This window comes from Alloyangia pacifica (assembly GCF_020524285.1).
GTDB classification, from domain to species: domain Bacteria; phylum Pseudomonadota; class Alphaproteobacteria; order Rhodobacterales; family Rhodobacteraceae; genus Salipiger; species Salipiger pacificus_B.
The window spans coordinates 1-21,058 of record NZ_JAIVKX010000026.1 but is presented as its reverse complement, the minus strand read 5'-3'; the positions used below and the strand labels follow the sequence as shown (position 1 = coordinate 21,058).

17 protein-coding genes are annotated in these 21,058 nt (G+C 68.3%); 8 read left to right on the top strand and 9 right to left on the bottom strand.

What is annotated here, in order from left to right; translation table 11 throughout:
• Positions 1-208: 208 nt before the first annotated feature.
• Entirely contained in the window at positions 209-883 is a 675-nt protein-coding gene (locus LC039_RS25755; protein ID WP_226629573.1) for a TetR/AcrR family transcriptional regulator, read from the bottom strand.
• A 128-nt stretch (positions 884-1,011) separates the two neighbouring features.
• On the opposite strand from LC039_RS25755, the gene LC039_RS25750 reads away from it, so the two are divergent.
• Together LC039_RS25750 and LC039_RS25745 are read left to right on the top strand one after the other, a co-directional pair.
• Positions 1,012-2,190 carry an efflux RND transporter periplasmic adaptor subunit gene (locus LC039_RS25750; RefSeq protein ID WP_226629571.1) on the top strand — a complete coding sequence of 393 codons (1,179 nt, stop codon included), beginning with the start codon at positions 1,012-1,014 and terminating at the stop codon, positions 2,188-2,190.
• Positions 2,187-5,360 carry an efflux RND transporter permease subunit gene (locus LC039_RS25745; protein WP_226629569.1) on the top strand — a complete coding sequence of 1,058 codons (3,174 nt, stop codon included), beginning with the start codon at positions 2,187-2,189 and terminating at the stop codon, positions 5,358-5,360. The genes LC039_RS25750 and LC039_RS25745 overlap by 4 nt, the downstream gene beginning before the upstream one ends.
• A gap of 90 nt (positions 5,361-5,450) precedes the next feature.
• Here LC039_RS25745 and betI read toward each other — a convergent pair whose 3' ends face one another.
• A complete protein-coding gene (gene betI / locus LC039_RS25740; RefSeq protein ID WP_226629567.1) occupies positions 5,451-6,107 on the bottom strand; it encodes a transcriptional regulator BetI in 657 nt (218 codons plus the stop codon).
• A gap of 132 nt (positions 6,108-6,239) precedes the next feature.
• On the opposite strand from betI, the gene choX reads away from it, so the two are divergent.
• The gene (gene choX, locus LC039_RS25735; protein WP_226629565.1) at positions 6,240-7,163 is read left to right on the top strand and encodes a choline ABC transporter substrate-binding protein; all 924 of its coding nucleotides are present in this window, start codon (positions 6,240-6,242) and stop codon (positions 7,161-7,163) included.
• Entirely contained in the window at positions 7,160-8,086 is a 927-nt protein-coding gene (locus tag LC039_RS25730; protein WP_226629563.1) for an alpha/beta fold hydrolase, read from the top strand. Before choX ends, LC039_RS25730 begins: the two co-directional genes overlap by 4 nt.
• A gap of 132 nt (positions 8,087-8,218) precedes the next feature.
• Here the strand turns inward: LC039_RS25730 and LC039_RS25725 are convergent, their stop codons facing one another.
• From LC039_RS25725 to LC039_RS25695, 7 genes are all read right to left on the bottom strand, one after another.
• Positions 8,219-9,994 (bottom strand): formylglycine-generating enzyme family protein, encoded by a 1,776-nt coding sequence (locus LC039_RS25725; RefSeq protein ID WP_226629562.1) that lies wholly within the window; start codon positions 9,992-9,994, stop codon positions 8,219-8,221.
• A complete protein-coding gene (locus LC039_RS25720; protein WP_226629560.1) occupies positions 9,991-10,374 on the bottom strand; it encodes a VOC family protein in 384 nt (127 codons plus the stop codon). Before LC039_RS25720 ends, LC039_RS25725 begins: the two co-directional genes overlap by 4 nt.
• Positions 10,375-10,428: 54 nt before the next feature.
• Positions 10,429-11,811, bottom strand: coding sequence for an ABC transporter substrate-binding protein (locus LC039_RS25715; protein ID WP_226629558.1), 1,383 nt, complete (start codon positions 11,809-11,811; stop codon positions 10,429-10,431).
• Complete coding sequence (locus tag LC039_RS25710; RefSeq protein ID WP_226629556.1) at positions 11,808-12,644, bottom strand: ABC transporter permease; 837 nt, start codon at positions 12,642-12,644, stop codon at positions 11,808-11,810. Before LC039_RS25710 ends, LC039_RS25715 begins: the two co-directional genes overlap by 4 nt.
• A gap of 13 nt (positions 12,645-12,657) precedes the next feature.
• Complete coding sequence (locus LC039_RS25705) at positions 12,658-13,668, bottom strand: ABC transporter permease (RefSeq protein WP_226629555.1); 1,011 nt, start codon at positions 13,666-13,668, stop codon at positions 12,658-12,660.
• Between the two features lie 80 nt (positions 13,669-13,748).
• Positions 13,749-15,323: an ABC transporter substrate-binding protein gene (locus LC039_RS25700; protein ID WP_226629553.1), complete on the bottom strand. Its 1,575-nt coding sequence runs from the start codon at positions 15,321-15,323 to the stop codon at positions 13,749-13,751.
• Positions 15,324-15,527: 204 nt separating this feature from the next.
• Positions 15,528-16,391 (bottom strand): sulfurtransferase, encoded by an 864-nt coding sequence (locus tag LC039_RS25695; RefSeq protein WP_226629552.1) that lies wholly within the window; start codon positions 16,389-16,391, stop codon positions 15,528-15,530.
• 110 nt (positions 16,392-16,501) lie between these two features.
• Between LC039_RS25695 and LC039_RS25690 the strand changes: the two genes are divergently transcribed.
• The 4 genes from LC039_RS25690 to LC039_RS25675 form a co-directional block, all read left to right on the top strand.
• Positions 16,502-18,289: an ABC transporter ATP-binding protein gene (locus LC039_RS25690; protein ID WP_226629550.1), complete on the top strand. Its 1,788-nt coding sequence runs from the start codon at positions 16,502-16,504 to the stop codon at positions 18,287-18,289.
• 25 nt (positions 18,290-18,314) lie between these two features.
• Positions 18,315-18,989 (top strand): aspartate/glutamate racemase family protein, encoded by a 675-nt coding sequence (locus LC039_RS25685; protein ID WP_226629548.1) that lies wholly within the window; start codon positions 18,315-18,317, stop codon positions 18,987-18,989.
• Between the two features lie 10 nt (positions 18,990-18,999).
• The gene (locus tag LC039_RS25680) at positions 19,000-20,376 is read left to right on the top strand and encodes a dihydroorotase (protein ID WP_226629546.1); all 1,377 of its coding nucleotides are present in this window, start codon (positions 19,000-19,002) and stop codon (positions 20,374-20,376) included.
• A partial coding sequence (locus LC039_RS25675) for a dihydrodipicolinate synthase family protein (protein WP_226629544.1) occupies positions 20,373-21,058 on the top strand: 686 nt, incomplete at its 3' end. The genes LC039_RS25680 and LC039_RS25675, both read left to right, overlap by 4 nt.

The window sequence follows — 21,058 nt, the reverse complement described above, 5'->3', positions numbered from 1 at the left end:
CACCGAGAAGTGGCGCATCTCGCTTCGGGCCTCCGGCCTTCAAGCGGGCCGGGTCGGCAAGTCGCCCTGCGAACGGATCGCGGGCGCGGGACAGCTCCTAGAATGTGTGGCTCCGCTGGTTCGCTTGCGGCCGCCGCGGTCCGCGCGTCCAAGCCAGATTGGACGGCGTGTTCTGCCCGGCGTCAGAGACGATCGGCCACCGACGGCCCTAGACCGGCCGGAGGAAATCCATGAACTCCCCGGCCCGCGGCATCCGCACCTGTGCACCCGTGCATCCGAGCAGCCGGTTGGTCATCCGCTCCTCCAGGTGCAGGCGCTCTTGCAGCATGGTCTCGCCTCCAAACAGGTCGCCGGCAGCGCTGCGCTCGCGCGCATGCGCGAGGACAACCCAGCGCATGCGCCAGGCGTGCTGCAGAAGATCGACGGTCATGTCGATGTCCACCACGTCGAAAGCCCCCTCCCGGACCCCCTCGGCAACCAATGTGCGCATCACGGGCGTCGCGCGTCGGCGCGCCTCCTGCTCGAGCTTGAGGAAAATGGCCTCGTTGCCTTCCATCATCGCGATGCGGATGACGCCCATGATCTTGTCCGAATGGCGCAATTCCCAGCGCGTCGTACCCTCGAGGTAGGCGGTGAACCGCGCCACGGCTCCGCCCTCGCTGCGCTCGTAGACGTCCTGCCCCGCGGCGGTGCTGGCATCGGTGAGCCGCAGGAGGACCGCCTCGAGAACGTCGTCCTTGGAGGTGAAGTGATGGTAGAAGCCGCCCTTGGAAATCCCCGCCGCCTCGAGCAACAGCGCCACGGTGACCTCCTCCCATGGGTGGGTCGAGAGAAGCTCGGTGGCGACGTCGAGGATCGCGGTCCGGCGGTCTTCGGCGGACATTCTGGAACGTTTGATATTCACGATTACGTTCTCCGTCATCTGTGGGCTTGATTACCGACCGACCGTCGGTATGTAAAGCCGCGAAGACGTCCGTTCGATCACGCCCTCATGAGCGAAAGTAGCAGCACATGACCGACCAACCCGCCCCCGCGGCACCGCCCGCGAGCCTGCAGTTCGAGACCGACCGCGGCTCGTCGCGGCCGTTCTGGATCGCGCTCTCGCTGGTGGCCATCATCATCGCCTGGATGGGCAGCGGCTTCCTCTTCCCCGGCGCCGAGCCTGCGCAGGACGCTGCCGCGGATGATCCTCTGCCGCCGTCGGTCATGGTCATGCAGTCCGAGGCGGAGCCGGTCACCCTGAGCTACAGGGCCGAAGGTCAGGCGCTGCCCGACCGCGACACGGACGTCATCGCCGAGACCGCCGGCACGGTGGTCGAGATGCCCTTTGCCAAGGGCGACCGGGTGGAACGGGGCGACGTGCTGGCACGGCTCAACTCCGCCCGCGCCGAAGCCGCGCTCACCCAGGCCGAAGAGCAGCGCGCCAATGCCCAGCGGGAGTTCGACAACGCGGCTCAGCTCTTCGAGCGCGGCGTCGCCACCAACGACCGGCTGTCCGAGGCCCGCGCAACGCTCGCCGCCGCCGAGGCGGATGTGGCCAGCGCCGAGGAGGCGATCAACAACCTCGTCGTCGAAGCACCCTTTGCCGGGCGCATCGAGGGGCTGCCCGCAAGCGAGGGCGAATACGTGCAGGCCGGGGCCACGATTGCGCGGGTTGTCGACAATGACCCGCTGACCGTCGCGATCCAGGTGCCGCAACAGGCGCTCAGCCGGATCAGCGAAGGCCAGACCGCCCGGGTGAGCTTCATCACCGGCCAGACCCGCGAGGGCCGGGTCAGCTTCGTCGGGGCCGCCGCGGCCTCCGAAACCCGCACCTTCCTGACCGAGATCGAGGTCGCCAACCCGGATGGAGAGGTGCCCGCGGGCGTATCCGCCCAGGTCACGATTCCCACCGGCGAGGCCACGGCGCATCGCGTGGCCCCCTCGATCATCTCGCTCGACGAGGCCGGCCAGATCGGGCTGAAGACCGTCGAGGATGGTCACGTTACCTTCCACCCGATCCAGGTCGTGAAGACCGAAATCGACAGCGTCTGGGTCACCGGACTGGACGACGATGTCACGATCATCACCGTGGGCCAGGGCTTCGTGCGCGACGGCGAAGCGGTTCGCGCCGAGCCGCAGGAGCAGGCCGAACAGGTCTCTGACGCCAGTACAGGCATGCCGCTCGAGCTGGCGGAGGACAAGCCGTGAACAGCCTGATCGACGCCGCCTTTTCCCGTGGCCGGGCGATGATGATCCTGCTGGGGATGATCCTGACCTTCGGCGCTGTCGCCTATGTCTCGATCCCCAAGGAGGCGAACCCCGAGGTTCCGCTGCCGCTGGTCTATGTCAGCACCACGCTCGATGGCATCAGCCCGTCCGACGCCGAGCGCCTGCTGATCGAGCCGATGGAAGCGGAGTTCGGCGCCATCGAGGGGCTCGAAAAGATGTCCGCCGAGGCCACCGAGGGATTTGCCAGCGTGCAGCTCGAGTTTGCCGCCGGCGGCGACATCGACGAGGCGCTCGACAAGGTGCGCGAGGCCGCCGACACCGTGCAGAGCGACCTGCCCGAAGACGCCACCACGCTCAACGTCACCGAGATCAACACCGCGCTCTTCCCGATCATCACTGCCTTACTGTCCGGCCCCCTGCCCGAGCGAACCTTGAATGACGTCGCCGAGGCGGTGCAGGACAAGCTCGAAGCGCTGCCCGGTGTGCTGGAAGTGGACATCGGCGGCGCGCGCGAGGAATTCCTCGAGGTGCTGATCGACCCGACCGTCTTCCAGACCTACAACCTCAGCTTTGAGACGCTGACCAGCCAGCTGCAGCGCAACAACCAGCTGATCGCCGCGGGCGCCATCGAGACCGGCGGCGGGCGCATCGTGTTGAAGGTGCCCGGCCTGATCGAAGACCTCGAGGACGTGATGGCCATGCCGGTGAAGGTCGACGGCACCACCGTCGTCACCTTCGGCGACGTGGCAACCGTGCGCCGCACCTTCGAAGACCCCACCGGCTACGCCCGCATCGACGGCCAGCCCTCGCTGGCGCTGGAGGTCACCAAACGCTCGGGCGCCAATATCATCGACACCGTCGCGGCCACCAAGCGGGTCATCGACGAGATGAGCGGCGACTGGCCGGGCAGCCTGCGCGTCACCTACCTGCAGGACCAGTCGGAGCAGGTGAAGACGCTGCTGTCGGATCTGGAGGCCAACGTCATGGCCGCCGTCATGCTGGTGATGATCGTCATCGTCTTCGCGCTCGGGCTGCGCTCGGCGATCCTCGTCGGCCTGTCGATCCCCGGTGCCTTCCTCGCTGGCGTCGCGATTATCTGGGCGATGGGTTTCACCATGAACATCGTGGTGCTCTTCGCGCTGATCCTCGTGGTGGGCATGCTGGTCGACGGCGCCATCGTCACCGTCGAACTGGCGGACCGCCGCCTGCAGGAGGGCGACAGCCCGAAGGCCGCCTATGCCCATGCCGCCAAGCGCATGGCGTGGCCGATCATCGCCTCCACCGCCACCACCCTGTCGGTGTTCTTCCCGCTGCTGTTCTGGACCGGCCTGATCGGGCAGTTCATGAAGTACCTGCCGATCACCGTGATCCTGACGCTGGGCGCCTCGCTCTTCATGGCGCTGATCTTCATCCCCGTGCTGGGCGGCATGATCGGCCGCAACCAGCCGCAGACAGCCCAGGCCAAGGCCGCGCTGCACGCCGCCGAACGCGGCGACCCGCGCCAGATCGGTGGGCTCACCGGGGCCTACGTACGGCTGCTCGAACGCGCCATCCTGCGCCCTTGGACGACCGTCGTTCTGGCGCTGGCGCTGCTGCTCGGCGGCTTCGCGCTCTACGGTCAGTTCGGGCGGGGCATCTCGTTCTTCCCGTCGGTAGAGCCCGAGTTCATGCAGTTGCAGGTCCGCGCCCGCGACAACCTGTCGATCTACGAACGCGACGATCTGGTGCGCAAGGTCGAGGATCGTCTCGTCGGCACCGAGGGGATCGAGAGCGTCTACGCCCGCTCGACCATGAGCGCCGGCGGCGGCGAAGAAGACGTGATCGGCACCCTGCAGCTCGATCTGGTGGACTGGCAGGAGCGCCGGACCGCCGACGAGATCGGCGCGGACATCCGTGAAAAGATGGCCGATATCGCGGGCATCGACGTGCAGGTCGAGACCGAGAGCGGCGGCCCGTCGAGCGGCAAACCGGTGAACCTGCGCGTCTCGGCTGGAGATTTCTCGCAGCAGAGCGCGGCGGTGGACGACGTGCTGGCGGCGATGGAGCGCGTCGGTGGCTTCACCGATATCACTGACACCCGCCCGCTGCCCGGTGTCGAGGTGGCGATCAACGTCGACCGCGCCGAAGCGGCGCGCTTCGGCGCAGACGTCAGCCTGCTGGGCCAGGCGGTGCAGCTGCTCACCCAAGGCATCACCGTCACCGATTACCGCCCGCCAGATGCCGACGGCGAGCTCGACGTGCGGGTGCGCTTTCCCAACGACTCCCGCTCGCTGTCGGAGCTGACGAACCTGCGCGTGCCGACCTCGGCCGGGCTGGTGCCGATCTCCAACTTCGTCACCTTCGAGCCGGTCGAGCGCGTCGGCGTGATCCGCCGGGTCGACGAACAGCGCGTCACCACCATCGAGGCCAATGTCGCCCCGGGCCTGCTGGTCAACGACCAGGTGATGGCCCTTCGCACCGAGCTCGATCAGGCTGATCTGCCCGACAGCGCGTCCTACGAGTTCGCCGGCGAGGCCGAGGACCAGCAGGAATCCATGACCTTCCTCGCCGTCGCCTTCCTCGCCGCGATCGGGCTGATGTTCCTGATCCTCGTGGTGCAGTTCAACAGCTTCTACCAGTCCCTGGTCGTGATGAGCGCCATCGTCTTCTCGATCGGCGGGGTGCTGCTGGGGCTGATCGTCACCGGCCGCCCCTTCGGCATCGTCATGGGCGGCGTCGGGGTGATCGCGCTCGCGGGGATCGTTGTGAACAACAACATCGTGCTGATCGATGCCTACAACGACCTGCGCAAGGACGGGCTCTCACCGCTGGAGGCGGCACTGCGGACAGGCGCACAGCGCCTCCGCCCGGTGGTGCTGACCTCCATCACCACGGCGCTGGGGCTGATGCCCATGGTGCTTGGGATGAATATCAATTTCATCTCGCGCGAGATCGTCTTCGGCGCCCCCTCGACGCAGTACTGGACCGAGCTGTCGAGCGCCATCGCGGGCGGGCTGGTGATCGCCACGGTGCTCACACTCGTGGTGACCCCAGCGATGCTGATGCTGCGCGAGAAGCGCGACGCACGCGCAGTGCCGAGCAGCCGGAGCGATGCCCCAGCGCTCCATTCACAAGCGGCTTTCGGTGGCCCCTCGGCGCAGGGGGATTGAGGCACCGACTGAATCGCGACTGGGAAGGTCGACGTACAGCTGGAACCCGAATGTCTGCCAGGCCACCGGTCCTGGCGCGGGCCGGCTGCGCTATTCGGCGATCCCCTTCGACAGCATGAGGATCCGGCAGGCCTCGGCCATGGTGGACTGGGCCGCGCGGCGCTCGGGGGTGTCGCCAAAGCGCGCATCTAGGAGCAATTCGAACTGGGCTCTTGCATCCGTGGCGGTGATTCCGCCGAGGCTCAGCCCGCAACGCGTCCAGACCCCGTCGATCACCGAGATCAACGCGTCGGTCATCAGCTCGGCGGTGCTTTCGTCCGACAGCGCCCGCAACGGCCCCACGAGATTGCTGCGGGTGCGCGCGTAGATCACCGTCTGGATGCGCTGGTACTGCCGGTTGTAGGGCACCGCCGCGCTGAGCGACATCCAGCCATGCGCAATCGACGGCCTGAAGGCCCGCGGCGAAAGGTTCGCCTCGATCACCGCGTAGATCCGCTGCCAGGGATCGCGCGCCACCTTCATCAGCGCCGAAACCTCGTCGCGCAGCGCGCTGTTGCCGTGCCGCAGCGCCGCTTCCAGCAAGTCTTCCTTGGTCCGGAAATAGTGCAGGACGCTGGCCTTGGAAACGCCGGCCTCCTCGGCGACCCGGGCCAGGGTGGTGGCGGCCATACCGTGGCGGGCAAGGCAGAGGTGCGCCGCCCGGGCCAGCTCCCTGCGGCGGATCTTCGACAATGGCCTGCGTCCCATGGCCGTTCCTCCTGCCTGCCCCCATTCAGGTACTGCGGGTAGTATAGTTTGACTCGTCGGTCAACTTATCTTATCCAGCGCATAAATTGACCCGATGGTCAGTTTATATAACAACAGGACAGGATACTTGAGATGAAGACCTCCCCGGCCGCGCTTGCCGCAAGCGCCTTTCTCGCCTCCGCCCCGTTTGCCCAAGCCGCGTGCAGCAACGTGCAGCTCGCCCAGCCCGGCTGGACCGACACCGCGCTGACCTCCGGCATCGCGCAGGTGCTGCTCGAACAGCTCGGCTACGACGCCGAGGTCGACATGCTCAGCATCCCGATCATCTACGAGTCGATGGCCTCGCAGGAGGTCGACGCCTTCCTCGGTTTCTGGGACCCGGCGATGACGAAGTACTACGCCCCCTTCAAGGAGGACGGCTCGGTTGTGACGGTGTCGCAGAACCTCCAAGGCGCGAAATACACCTGGGCGGTGCCCTCCTATGTCTACGAGGCCGGCGTGCATGACTTCGCCGATATCGCCGCGCATGAGGACGAGTTCGACCACAAGCTCTACGGCCTCTCGCCGGGCTCCAACGACAGCATGATCGCGGCGCGCGACTCCGGGGACTTCGGCCTGGACGACTGGGACGTGGTCGAGAGCTCCGAGCAAGGCATGCTGGCGCAGGTCGCCCGCGAGGTGAAGCGCGGCAAGTGGATTGTCTTCCTCGGCTGGGCACCGCACCCGATGAACACCCGCTTCGACATGCGCTACCTGACCGGCGGTGACGACTTCTACGGGCCAAACTTCGGCGGCGCCACGGTGCACACCCAGTTCCGCAAGGGCTATGACGCCGAGTGCCCGAACGTGGGCAAGCTGCTGTCGCAGATGCGCTTCACCGTCGAGATGGAAAACATCGGCATGGGCTACATCCTCGACGATGGCATGTCCGAGCTTGATGCCGCGCGCAGGATCATCGACGAGAACGCGCAGATGCTGGATGGCTGGCTCGAGGGCGTGACGACGCTCGACGGTGCCCCCGCCCTGCCTGCGGTGAAAGAAGGGCTCGGGCTGTGAGCGCCCAAGGCGATCTCTTTGCCAAGGTCAACGGGGTTCGCCTGTGCTACCGCACGGACGGCCCCGAGGAGGCCCCGGCGTTGTTTCTTGCAACCGGCCTCGGCATGCAGCTCACCGAGTGGCCCGAGGCGCTGGTGGCACGTCTCGCGCAGAACTTCCGGGTGATCCGCGCCGACAACCGCGACATAGGGCTGTCGCAGCGGATGGGCCCGCCGTACGACGCCGTGCCGCAGGGCTTCCGCTGGATCAGCCGGCACAGCGTCGCGGCCCCCTACCACCTGGCCGACATGGCGGACGATCTTCTGGCGCTGGCCGACCACCTCGGGATCGCGCGCTTTGCCTGCGCCGGGTTCTCGATGGGCGGGATGATCGCGCAGCACGTGGCGCTGCGCGCGCCGGGCCGCGTGACCGCGCTGGTGTCGCTCTCCAGCGCTGATGGCGAGCCCGTGGCCGCCGGCACCGCCGCAAACGACGCGATGATCGAACGGTTCTTCCTGCTGCCGCCGGACCGCGAGGGCCAGCTGCGCGCCTATTGCGAGAGCGCCGAGTTCTACTCCGGCGGGCTGGTGCGCGCCGACGACGCTGCGACGCGGGCCGGCGCCGGGGCCCTGCTCGATCGCTCGAACGAGGGCGGCGGCGATGGCGGCGGCTTCCTGCGGCAGGCCCTGGCGATCACCGACTCGCCGGACTGGGTAGAGGCGCTTGGCACGCTCCGGATTCCGGCGCTCGTGGTACATGGCGCCGCCGATCCCTGCCTGCCGGTCGCCCTCGGCGAACGCGCCGCGGCGCGGGTCCCCGGCGCCGAGCTGCGGGTGCACCAGGGACTGGGACATTGGCTTTCGGACGCGGTGGTTTCGGATGTCTGCGACTGGCTGGAGGCGCAATTCTCCGGGGCGACGCATGCCGCGCGAGCGCCCGCCTAGGCCCGCATCGCATCGACCGCTGCCACGCAGAAAGTCGCGGCAGCGGCCGAGGCCGATTGCGAGATGTCTCTTCGGCGCCGTCGCCGCCCGCACCTACGTCTCAACAGTCACGCGATGATGCGTGGCGCGCGCCTAGGAGACCACCACCCGAAACCCGTTGCCCCGCCAGAAGCCATTGGGCTCGAGGCTGCCGCGGTAGATGCCGTTGGCCTTCAGCCGCCCGGACGAGAAGCATCCGCCGCGCAGCACCCGGCGCACCTCGGGCGATGCGTCCAGGGCCTCGCGTCCGTCCTCGGCCCAGGGGAAGGCAAAGCTCGGCGCGGCCATGTCCGTGCCCCAGAGGGTCGTGCACCATTCCCAGACCTGCCCCGCCATATCGAAGCATCCGAAGGGCGAGGCGCCCTCGCGAAAGAGGCCGACCGTGCAGATGTCGTTGAAGGCGGTTTCTTCGTCATTCGCATGTTCGGGCGCCCAGTCTTGGCCCCAGGGGTAGGCAAAGCCGTCGGCGCCGCGCGCGGCCGCCTCCCATTCGCGTTCGGTCGGCAGGCGCACGCTCTGAGCCGCGGCAATACGCCCGTCCGCCCGCCACCTTTCGGTGAGCCATGCGCAATAGTTGCGGGCGTCGTGCCAGGTGAGATCGGTGGCCGGATGGCTGGCGCGCTCCGGCGCCCGCCCGTTGGCCGTGACCCAGCTCCGACCGGTGTCCTCGACAAACCGCAGATAGGCCCCGCAGGTCACCGGGTAGGCGCCGATGCGGAAGCCACGCAGGGTGACGCGATGCGCAGGCGCCGAGTTGGGATGCAGATCGCCGCCCATCGTGTAAGTGCCCGCGGGCACCGAGACCAGCGCATCCAGCGCCCGCGGGTCCCCGAGCCGGGCAAGCGCCTCGCCGGCGCGGCGGCGCAGTGCCGGCGCGGCACCCCCCTGCGCGATGGCGTGCGTCAGAGCGCTGGCAATTGTTGAGGCGCCCTCCTGTTTCGCCTGCGTCAGATCGGCCGCGGCAAGCAGAAGCGGCAACGGGCCTGCGCCCGCAAGGGCGTCGGCAAGCGCTGCGTCCGTGCCCCGCTCGGCTACCAGTAGCCGCAGTGGCCCACCCCAGCGGGCGGGATCCTGTTGCGCACGCGTGGCGATTTCATCGGCGGACAGCGCGGCCAGCTCGGCCGCATCCCGCGCCTCCTGCAGCCAGTCCTCCGCGGCGGGCGTCGCGGCGGCCTCGGCCAGGCTCAGCGCACGGCCCTCGGCGAGCGAGAGCGCCCAGAGACCGGGCCAGACCCAGAGATCGTCGCAGGGGTCCGTCTGCCCGAGCGGGGTCAGTGCGGCCTTCCGCTCGGGCCGGAGCAGCGGCAGCAGGCCGTGGACACGCAGGTCCGGATGCAGTCGGATCGCTTCCAGCGCACCGCTCTCGCACAGAACCAGCAGCCGGGCCTCGGGCGCGCCGGAGATCCATGCCATCGCGTCCCGCACCAGCGCGGAGGGATCGGCCTCGCGCTCGAGCCCGTCCAGAATAAGCAGCACCGCACCTGATCGGGCGCGCGCCTCGGCCAGCGCCGCCCTGCCCTGTCCCGGAGCGGCGAGCAGCGGATGCAATGCGCCGACCTCCCAGACCTGCGGAAGCGTCAACCCCTCGGGATTGCGCACCGCCGGACGGCAGAGCGCCTCGGGCAGGCGGCCCGTCCCCAGACCACGAGCCTCTGTCAGCGCGTCGGCCAGCTCGTTCGCCAAGGTGGTTTTGCCGCCGCCGCGCGGCGCGTGCAGCAGTTGCGCACGGTGCATGGAGACCATCTCGGCGGCGGTGAACTGCACCGCCACCTCGGGCTCGGCATCACCGGCAAAGACCCGCAGGCCCTTGGCGGCACGGTCCTCGTGGGTAAAGCTCACGAGCCGGGGCAGGATGGGATGTTCGGTCATTTGAAGAGCTTGGCCACATCCGGGTTGTGGAAGCGCTGGATCTCGATGGCGTAGCCAGCCGGATCCTCGAAGAAGAAGTGCTCGCAATAGGTGCCGCGCAGGATGTCGGACAGCCCGGCAACGCTGGCCTGTGTCATCTTCTCGTGCCAACCCTTTACGTCTTCGGACACCACGGTCAGGAGCGTCGCGCTCTGCGGCTGATGCTTAAGATGCCCCTTGTTGCCATCGACGATGCCGAAATAGGCGTTGCCGGCGATGCGGTAGATCCGGGCCAGCCCCTGGTCGAGCACCAGTTCGAAGCCCAGCACGTCCTCGTAAAAGGGGGCCACCGCGTGGATGTCCTCGTAGTAATAGAAGGTGATCGCGCATTCCTTGAGCATGCTCGGCTCCTTTTTTTGTATGTGACTTGTCTGGATCTGACTTGAGGGCGGACATCAGGCGATGCGCAGGATGCCCTTGTGATCGAGGCTCAGCCCCTGCAGCGCAGGCGCATGCGCAAGGCAGAGCACAGGGTGGAAAAGGTAGGCCCAGGGCGGTGCCTCCTGCAGGCGGCGCAGAAGCCCGCCATAGGCGCTGGCGCGGGCCTGGCAGTTCGTCAGGTGGCGCGCGGCGTCGAAGCCCGCATCGACCTGGGGATCGCACACGCCCTGCCACCAGACCGCGCGGCTCAGGCCGGAGATCTTGTCATCGAGTACGCGGAACGTGCTGTGCGGCGAGCTGTCGAAGATCGCGGCGTCGCCCATGCGCTTCTCACCGATATCGCGGGCGTATTGCGGCCGATCCTCGGCGATCTCGATCCGGGTCTCGAAGCCGACGGCGTCCCAGGCCTCAGCCATGAAGCGCGCGAACTCGGGCGCCCGTTCGGGCATGTAGGTGGGGCTGCGCAGCACGACCTCGCGCGGGCCCTGCGAGAGTTCAAGCAGGCGCCGTGCCTCGTCTGGGTCGAAGCGCAGCGGCGCAAGCCCGGCCTCGGCATGGCCGAAATGCCAGGGGCTGACGATGGTGTCCGAAGGGCGCGCGAGCCCGCCCATCACCTCCTCGACCAGCCGGGCGCGGTCGATGGCCAGATTGGCGGCCAGCCGTGCGTGGGGGTCGGCAAAGACTCCCTCGAAACCATTCATGTAGGCCATGACCGACAACGTGCTGGTCTGCTCCTGCCAGCCGAAGCCGTCGATGCCTCGAAGCGGGTGCTCCAGCCTTTCCATGTGGGTCGCGGCCTGCACGTCGCCTGCGCGCAGCGCGGCCAGCCGGTCCTCGGCCCGGGGCATGGCGACGAACCGCGCAGTGCGCCCGTCGCTGCGCCGATGCAGCAACGCCTCCATACCGGGCGTGAAGGAATCGACCTGCCACGGCCCGGTGCCGATCACCGGGCGACCCTCGGCGTCCATGCGCGGCAGATAGAATTCCGAGAGGATCTCGGGCAGATCCGGGAAGGGTTTCGGCGTCGCGATGGTCAGCACCTGTCCCTCGGCGGAGATCTCGGCCCCCGCGAGGTAACGCGCGTAGGACCATGGCATGCCGAACATGTCGCGCGAGTCGAGGATCCTCGCGATGAACTCCGCCGCATGCTGCGCAAGGACCGGCGTGCCATCATGGAAGGCCTTGCCGGGGCGGATCCGCAGGCTCCAGCGGCATCCGGTTTCATCCAGCGACCAATCGGCGAAGAGACCGGGACGGATCTCGCCATCCTGCCAGCGCAGCATCGGCTCGAGCACCAACGACTTCAGCGTCAGCACGCTGCAATCGTCGGTCACCCGATCGGGCGGCAGGAAGTCTATCTTTTCCAGGGCAATGGTTGGAATGGCAGGCAGGCTCATCCGATCTGGCTCCGGCGACGGGGGTCGAACCAGTCGGCCAGCGCGTCGCCGATCAGGTTGAAGGAGAGCACCGCCAGCAGGATGGCGAAGCCCGGGCCAAGCGCGGTCCAGGGGCTGGAGCGGGCGAAGGCGAGGTTGGCCGAGACGTCGGCGCCCCACTCGGGCATCGGCGGCTGCGCCCCGAGGCCAAGGAACCCGAGGCTGGCGGTCTGCAGGATGGCACTGCCGACGTTGAGCGACGCCTGCACCAGCAGCGGACCGATGGAATTCACCAGGACATAGCGCAGCAGGATCCGCCGCTGCGGCAGGCCGAGGGCATGCGCCGCGTCGACATAAAGCCGCGACGAGACCGCCAGCGCCTGGCTGCGCGCCACCCGGGCGAATTGCGGCGCCATGGTGATGGCGACGGCGACCATGGCATTCTCGAGACTGGGCCCGAAGGCCGCGGCAAGCGCGATGGCCAGCACCAATGCCGGGAAGGACAGCATGGCGTCGACGACGCGCATGATCAGCGTGTCGAGCCAGCCACCGGCAAAGCCCGCGACCACGCCGAAGAAGACACCGATGACAAAGGCAATGCCCACCACGAGCACACCGATGGCCAGCGTGTAGCGCCCGCCATGGACGAGGCGCGAAAGCATGTCGCGGCCGAAGCTGTCGGTGCCCAGCCAGTGCCCCGGCCCCGGCGGCAGCAGCTTGGCGCCCATGTCGATGGCGGTCGGCGATTGCACCAGGAAGGGCCCCGCCAGCACCGCCAGCAGCAACGTCCCGAGGATGCCCGCGCCGACCATGGCCAGCGTGTTGCGACGAAGGAAATGGATCAGGTCTTTCATGGCATTGCCCTTGTCAGCGCATCTTGCGGCGGACGCGCGGGTCCAGCACGGCGTAGAGGATGTCGACCAGCAGCGAGGTCAGCATGAAGAGCAGGGCGAAGACCAGCGTCGCGCCCTGGATCACCGGGTAGTCGCGGTTGCGGATCGCCTCGAACATGAAGCGGCCGATGCCGGGCCAGCTGAAAATCGTCTCGGTCAGGATCGCACCGCCCAGCATCTCGGCGAACTTGAGCCCGACCACGGTGATCGCCGGCAGCAGCGAGGTGCGCAGCGCGTGGCCGTAGATCACCTCGCGGCGGCTCAGACCCTTGGCGCGGGCGGTGCGCACGTAATCCTCGCCCAGCGTCTCGAGCATCGTGGCGCGCACGAAGCGCCCCAGCGTTGCCGCGAGGAAGGCGGCCAGCACGGTGACCGGCAGGATCATGTGCAGCAGGGCGCTCTGCACCGCGCCCTCCTCGCCCGAGAGCCACGCGTCGATGAGCGCAAAGCCGGTAACGTTGTCGACGAAGAGATAGCTCGACATGCGCCCCGAGACCGGCAGCCAGCCGAGCCAGGTGGCGAAGATGAGTTGCAGGAGCAGCGCCAGCAGGAAGGCCGGCATCGACACGCCGGTCAGCGACAGGATCCGCACGCCGTGATCGAAGCCGGAGTTGGGCCGGGTCGCCGACAGCACCCCGATCGGCGTGCCGACAAGGATGGCGACCAGCACCGCGGCGATGGAGATCTCGAGCGTCGCCGGAAGACGCAGCAGGATCTCGTCGAGCACCGGCTGGCCGGACTTCAGCGAAACCCCGAGATCGCCCTGCGCAAGCCCCGCCACGTAGTGCCAAAGTTGCAGAAGCGCCGGTTCATCGAGATTGAGCTGGGCGCGCAGCGCGGCGATCTGACTGTCGGTGGCGCCGGGACCGAGCAGCGTCACCGCCGGATCGCCCGGGATCAGCCGGACCAGCGAGAACACGATCACCAGCACCAGCGCGAGGACGGGGAGGAGCGACAGCAGGCGCCGCACGAGGAAGGCAAACATCGGATAGTCCGGTCAGAGAGGGGAACACCGGCCCCGACCATAAGGGCCGGGCCGGTGCCTGTTTCGCGAGGCTGCGAAGATCAGTTCTTCGAAACGCTCCAGTACTCGTTCAGCGGCGGTGCGCTGTTGACCACCAGCCCGTCGACATTCGAGCGGGCAAAGACGATCAGCTTGGGGCTGAAGAGGTAGGCGCCCGGCACGTCTTCCACGATTTCCTTCTGGATCTCCGAGTAGAGCGCCTTGCGCGCCTCCATGTCGGCCTCGCCCTGCGCCTCGAGGATCTTGGCGTCGAGCTCGGAGTTTTCCGGCATGCGGAAGGTCATCGCGCTGTCCTTCAGCGACGAGAGGTAGCCGATGGTGACATGCGCATCGGGGTCGTTGTACCAGGGCTGGCGGCCGTCGAGCGCCATCTGCCATTCGCCGGCCACGTGCAGCGCGCGGTAGGAGGGGAACTCGGTCTGAGCGATCTCGACGTCGACTCCGATCTCGGCGAGGTTGGCCTGCACGAAGGTCGCCACGGCGCCCCAGAGCGCACCCTGGAAGCTGTAGAGCTTGACCGAAAGGTCCGCCGGATCGACACCGGCTTCCTTGAGCAGCGCCTTGGCGCCCTCGGGGTCGTATTTCGGCGCGAGATCCTTGACCGCCGGATCGAAGGCCCAGCTGTTCGAGGTAAGCGGGCCGTAAACGCGCTCGGCGGTGCCGTCGAAGACGCCAGAGAGCAGCCCGTCATAGTCGATGGCCATGGCGATGGCGCGGCGCACGCGCACGTCGGTGAACGGGCCGTCGGTCAGCGAGTTGTTGAACTCGAGCTGGCGGATGATCTGCGACGGGCTCTCGAGAATCTGGATGTCAGCGTTGTCGGCAAAGGCCGCCATTTCCTCGGAAGGCACCGCGGAAAGCTGACCCGCCTGCTGGATGATGTCGACGCCACCGTTCTCCAGCTCGAGGCGCCGGGTCGAGGCCTCGGGGATGATGGTGTAGATCAGCCGCTCGAGCTTCGGCGCCCCGCGGAAATAATCGGCATTGGCGTCAAGCACCACGCGGGTGTCGGCCTGGTAGGCGCGGAAGGTGAACGGGCCGGTGCCGACCGGGTTGTTGGCGAAGTCCTCGCCGAACTTCTCGACCGCCGCCGGGCTCACAATCGCCGATTGCGGCTGCGCGAGGATCGACAGGAAGGCGGGATAGGGGCGCGACAGGGTGAACACCACCTCGGTCTCGGAGGGGGTCTCGATGCTTTCGATCAGACCCAGCGTCGCCTCGACGTAGGGGTTCATCTCGGTGGTGCGCTCGATCGAGAACTTCACCGCCTCGGCGTTGAAGGGCGTGCCGTCGTGGAAGGTGACGCCGTCGCGCAGGGTGAAATCGAAGGTCTTGCCGTCCTCGGAGACGGTCCAGTCGGTCGCCAGGCGTCCCTCAAGCTCGGCGAAGTCCGGGGCCTTCCATGCCACCAGCGTGTCGAAGACATTGAGGATGATCTCGGACCCGATCGGCTCGGCCTTGTTGATCCCCGGCTCGAGTCCGGCGGGATCGGAGGGTACCGCGATCACCAGCGTCGACGCCTCTTGCGCAAGCGCGCCCTGGACGGAGAGCGGAACCGTTGCCAGCCCCAGCGCTGCGCCGGAGAAGGCTCCGAACAATCTGCGCGTCAGTTTCATCTTTCGCTCCTGTGTTGGATGGGGCCGCGGCCCGTTTCTTGCGCGACCGAGTCGCGAGGTGTCGTTAAAGACTGCGCACTGTGATATATCAGGTGCAATATTTGATTTAAGGATAGAGTGCTTTGGCGACCGATTTCCCCAACCCGATCCTGGGGCGCTCAAGAATTAGGCGCAGAGGCCCGCCATAGCGGAAACTTCCAGCCCTCAGGGAAATGGCCCGCGTTTCACCGGATGGGCCGGGTCCTGGACGTATTGCGACCAGGAGCCCACGTACATCGCCGCGTCGACCCCGATCGAGGCGAGCGCCAGAACCGTGACCGCGGCCGACATACCTGCACCGCAATAGACGCCAACCGGCGCGGCGCCCGTCGCGCCAAGCCCGCGGTACATCTCTGCCAGCGTCTCGGGCGTGGTCAGCGGTCCTTCGTCGGTGAAATTGTCCGGTGCCGGCGCGCTTTGCGCCCCGGGGATGTGGCCGCGCTTCGGATCGCCTCCCTGCTCGGGACCGCCAATGTAGTTTGGACGAATGCGGGCATCGAGAAGCACCCCCTCCGCCGCCAGCCGGGCCGCACCCGCCGCGTTCAGTTCGGGCATCTGCCCCGGCGTGAGTTCAATTTGACTTTCTTTCGATATGTCAGCTACTTCCACGGTCCGAAGCCCCGCCTTCACCCAGGCGTCGAGGCCACCGTCCAGCACCCGCACATCAGCAATCCCGGCCCACCGCAGCACCCACCAGGCGCGGGCCGCCGTCATCGCTCGTTCGGCATCATAGAGCACGACGGGCCGATGGCCATCGATGCCCCAGCGCCGCACGGCCGCTTGCAACGCCGCCGGGTCAGGCAGCGGCCGTTGCCCGCGGTCACGCTCGGCCGGCCCCGCGAAATCCCTGTAGGCGTCGGCATCGACCGCTCCGGGGATCCAGCGCCCGCCGCGCGAGGAGGCGCCGGTATATGGATTGACCGACTGCACGGCGATCACCACCGGCGGCAGCGGCCCGTCCAGCATCGCCTTGAGCTGCTGCGGCGTCAGCAGCACTTTGGCGCGGGTCTCGGCATCGGGTGTCGGCATGATCGGGCTCCGAGTTGTTGCGACTGTGATATATCACAAAGTACATTTATATTTGACACCACAGAACGGATCGGCTGTAAATCCCCTCGTCTCCTCACATCGGACTCCGCATGACCCTCCTCTCCGTTTCAGGCCTCACCACGCAGTTTCGCACGCCGGATGGCTGGCGCAGCGTGGTCGATGACGTCAGCTTCGATGTCGCCGCCGGGCAGACGCTGGCGGTCGTGGGAGAATCGGGGTCGGGCAAGAGCGTCACCGCGCTCTCGGTCATGGGGCTGCTGCCCGAAGGGCTCGCCCGCGCCAGCGGCTCCATCCACTTCGAGAACAAGGAGCTGCTGTCCCTGCCCGAGCGGCAGATGGAGCGGATCCGCGGCAACGACATCGCGATGATCTTCCAGGAGCCGATGACCTCGCTGAACCCGGTGCTCAGCGTCGGGCGGCAGATCGCCGAGCCGCTGGTGCGTCACCGCGGCCTCTCACGCCGCGCCGCGATGGCCGAGGCAATGCGCCTGATGGACCGGGTGCGCATTCCCGCCGCCGCGCGGCGCGCCGGGGAATACCCGCACGAGATGTCGGGCGGCATGCTGCAGCGGGTGATGATCGCCACCGCGCTCGCCTGCGCCCCCCGCCTGCTCATCGCCGACGAGCCGACAACCGCGCTCGATGTCACGATCCAGGCGCAGATCCTCGAGCTCATCAAGGAGCTGCAGGACGAAGACGGCATGGGCGTGCTCTTCATCACCCATGACATGGGCGTGGTCGCCGAGATCGCCGAGCGCACCGTTGTCATGTACCGCTCGAAGCTGCTCGAGGCGGGAGCGACCGAACAGATCTTCGCCGCGCCGCGCACCGATTACACCCGCCGCCTGCTGGCCGCCGCGCCGCGGCTCGGCGACCTCGGCGGCAGCCCCCTGCCCCGGCCCTACCCCGAGGAAGGCGCCGCACTGCCCCCGGCCATCGACACCGTCCAGCGCGGCGTGGCGCCGCTGCTCGAGGTGCGCGATCTGGTCACCCGCTTCGACCTGCGCCGCGGTGTCCTGGGGAGCGTCCACGCCCGGGTGCACGCGGTGCAGAACCTGTCGTTCGACCTCTACCGCGGCGAGACACTGGCGCTGGTCGGCGAGTCGGGCTGTGGCAAGTCTTCGACCGGTCGCTCGGTGCTGCGCCTGACCGAGCCGACGTCGGGCAGCCTGCGCTTTGACGGGCAGGACCTTCGCGCGATGCCGCCCGCCGCCCTGGTGCGCGAGCGGCAGGCGATGCAGATGATCTTCCAGGACCCGTTCAGCTCGCTCAACCCGCGCATGCGCGTCGGCGAGGCGATCGCCGAGCCGATGATCGTGCACGGGCTGCTGGACCGCGCGGAGGCGCCGGCCGAAGTGGCCCGCCTGCTGACCCGTGTCGGCCTCGACCCCGAGATGGCCGGTCGCTGGCCGCATGAGTTCTCCGGCGGTCAGCGCCAGCGCATCTCGATCGCCCGCGCCCTGGGGCTGAAGCCGCGGCTGATCGTGGCGGACGAGAGCGTCTCGGCGCTCGACGTGACGATCAAGGCGCAGGTGGTGAACCTGATGATGGAACTGCAGGCCGATCTCGGCCTGTCCTATCTGTTCATCAGCCACGACATGGCGGTGGTCGAGCGGATCAGCCACCGGGTCGCCGTGATGCTCTCGGGCGAGATCGTCGAGATCGGGCCGCGCGACCGCATCTTCGCAGATCCGCAGCACCCCTACACCCGGCGCCTGCTGTCGGCGGTGCCGGAGCCCGACCCCGCCCGCCGCCTGACGCGACAAGTGATCGAGGCGACCGAGCTCAAAAGCCCGATCCATCCGCCGGATTTCGTGCCGCCCGTCCGCAGCTATGCCGAGGTCGCGCCCGGCCATCTCGTCATGCAGGGCGCCTGAGCCCCTCATTTTCCGAAAGACCTCCATGTCCCGCATCCTCGTTCTCAATCCCAACAGCTCGGAGGCCATCACCGCCTCGATCTCGGCCTGTCTCGCGCCGCAGCGCCGGCTGACACGGCACGATATCTGCTGCATCGACCTGCCGGGCGCCCCCGCCGGGATCGAAACCGACGCCGACGTCGCGCAGGTCGTACCGATGGTGCAGGCGCGCACCGCCAGCGCGGGGGCCGACGCAACAGTCATCGCCTGCTTCTCCGATCCCGGCGTCGCGCGCACCCGCGCCGCCCTGCCCGGCCGACCCGTCATCGGCATTGCCGAGTCCGCCTACTATGCCGCGCTACAACTGGGGCGCCGCTTCGGGGTGATTTCCCTCGGCCCCTCCTCCATTGCCCGCCATGCCGCGCGGATCGACGAGCTGGGCCTGCTGTCGCGCCTCGCCGGAGACCGCGATATCTCGATGACCGTGGCCGAGGGCAACCGCCCCGAGAGCCTGGGGAAGATCCGCGCCACGGCCGAAGCCCTGCGCGATCGCGACGGCGCCGAGGTCATCATCCTCGGCTGCGCCGGCATGGGGCTGCACCGCGCGGCCCTGCAGCAAGCACTCGGCCTGCCGGTGATTGATCCGGTTCAGGCTGCCGTCGCCGCCGCGGTGACGACGCTGGATCTCGATTACCACGCATACGTAAAGACCGGAGCCTGACATGCCTGACATGGACCTTCTCCTCCGCGGCACGATCGTCACCCCCGAAGCCACGCTGGAAAACGGCTGGGTCGCGGTCAGCGGCGGCCGCATTGACGCCACAGGCCAGGGCCCGGACGCGCCCGCCGCAGCGCGGACCATCGACCATGGCGACGCGCTGATCCTGCCCGGCGTCGTCGACGGCCAGACCCATGCCACCAGCGCCAAGGGCATGGCCGGCATCGCCGACACCACCCGCGGCGCGCTCGCCGGCGGGGTGACCACGCTCGTCGACATGCCCTACGACAACCCGCTGCCGCTCGACCGGCCCGAGCGGCTGGCCGAGAAGACCGCCGCCATCGCCGAGCACGCCCATGCCGACATGGCGCTCTACGGCACCGCCACGCGCGAGACCGGCACCGCCGAGATGCGCGCGCTGATCGAAGGCGGCGTCTGCGCCTTCAAGATCTCCTCCTTCGAGAGCAGCCCCACCCGCTTTCCGCGCATCGGCGCCGACCTGATGCTCGACATGATGGAGGTGCTGGCAGACACCGACGTGCCGCTCGGCCTGCACAACGAGGATCAGGAAATCGTCCGCGCCCGTATGGCCGCGGCGCGTGCCGCCGGTCGCGACGGCATCGAAGCCCATGCTGAGGCGCGGCCCATGGCCGCCGAGCTGGCCGCCACCGCGCAGTTCCTCGCGCTGGCGCAGGCCAGCGGCGCCCATGCCCACCCGGTGCACCTGACAGGGGCCGAAGGTTTCGACCAGGTCGCCGCCTTTGCCGGGCTCGGCGCACGGGTCACCGGCGAGACCTGCGTGCATTACCTCTGCCTCGATGCGGCGGCGGATGGCGCGCGTCTCGGTGCCCGGATGAAGGTCAACCCGCCGATCCGCGCCGGCCGGGTCGAGGGTCTGTGGCGGGCGATCGAGGCAGGACAGGTGGCCTTCACCTCCTCGGACCATTCGAGCTGGCCGATCGACAACAAGCTGACCGGCTCGATCTTCGACGCGGGCGCCGGTGTGCCGGGGCTGCAGACCCTGCTGCCGCTCTTCTACACGCTGGCCGAGGCGCGCGGGCTGGATGCCGCGCGGCTTGCCACCGAGCAGCTCTGCACCCGCCCGGCCCGCTTCTTCGGGCTCGACACCAAGGGCGCCATCGCGCCGGGCCGCGATGCCGACTTCGCCGTGCTCGAGAAAGGCGCCTTCGTCTTCGACGAGGCCGGCGCGCGCGACGGGCTGAAATGGTCCCCCTTCCACGGCGACAGCTTCAGCGTGCGCGTCGCCGCAACCTACCTGCGCGGCACCCCGGTCTGGGACGGCGCGGAGATTCTCAACACCCCCGGCAGCGGCCGCTACGTGGCGCGCGGCGCCAGCGGCTGGTTCGCCGAACAAGGACAGATCCAATGACCCTGCTCACCTCGGACGCCAAGGGCGTCTACGTCATCTCCGTCACGCCCTTCACCGACAGCGGCGAGATCGACTGGGACAGCCTCGACCGGGTGGTCGACTTCTACTTCGACAGGGGTGCCGACGGGCTCACCATCCTCGGCATGATGGGCGAGGCGCCGAAGCTGACCCAGGCCGAGAGCCGCGCCGTCGCCGAGCGGGTGATCAAGCGCGCCGCCGGCAAGCCGATCGTGGTCGGCGTCTCGGCTCCGGGCCTCCCCGCCATCGGCGAGCTGGGCAAGGCCGTCATGGACATGGGCGCCGCCGGCTGCATGGTGACGACGCCCGGCAGCCTGAAGACCGACCCGCAGATCCACGGCTATTTCGGTCAGGTTGCCCGCACGCTCGGGGATGACGTGCCGATCGTGCTGCAGGACTTCCCGCTGTCGACCGGCGTGCACATCTCCGACGAGGTGCTGGCCCGGGTCATCGACGACGTGCCGCAGGTGGTCATGCTCAAGCACGAGGACTGGCCGGGGCTGGCGAAGATCAGCAAGCTGCGCCGCGCCGAGGCCGAAGGGCGGCGCCGCATCTCGATCCTCTGCGGCAACGGCGGGGTCTTCCTGCCCGAGGAGATGGCCCGCGGCGCCGACGGCGCGATGACCGGTTTCGGCTTCCCCGAAATGCTGGCAGATGTTGTGCG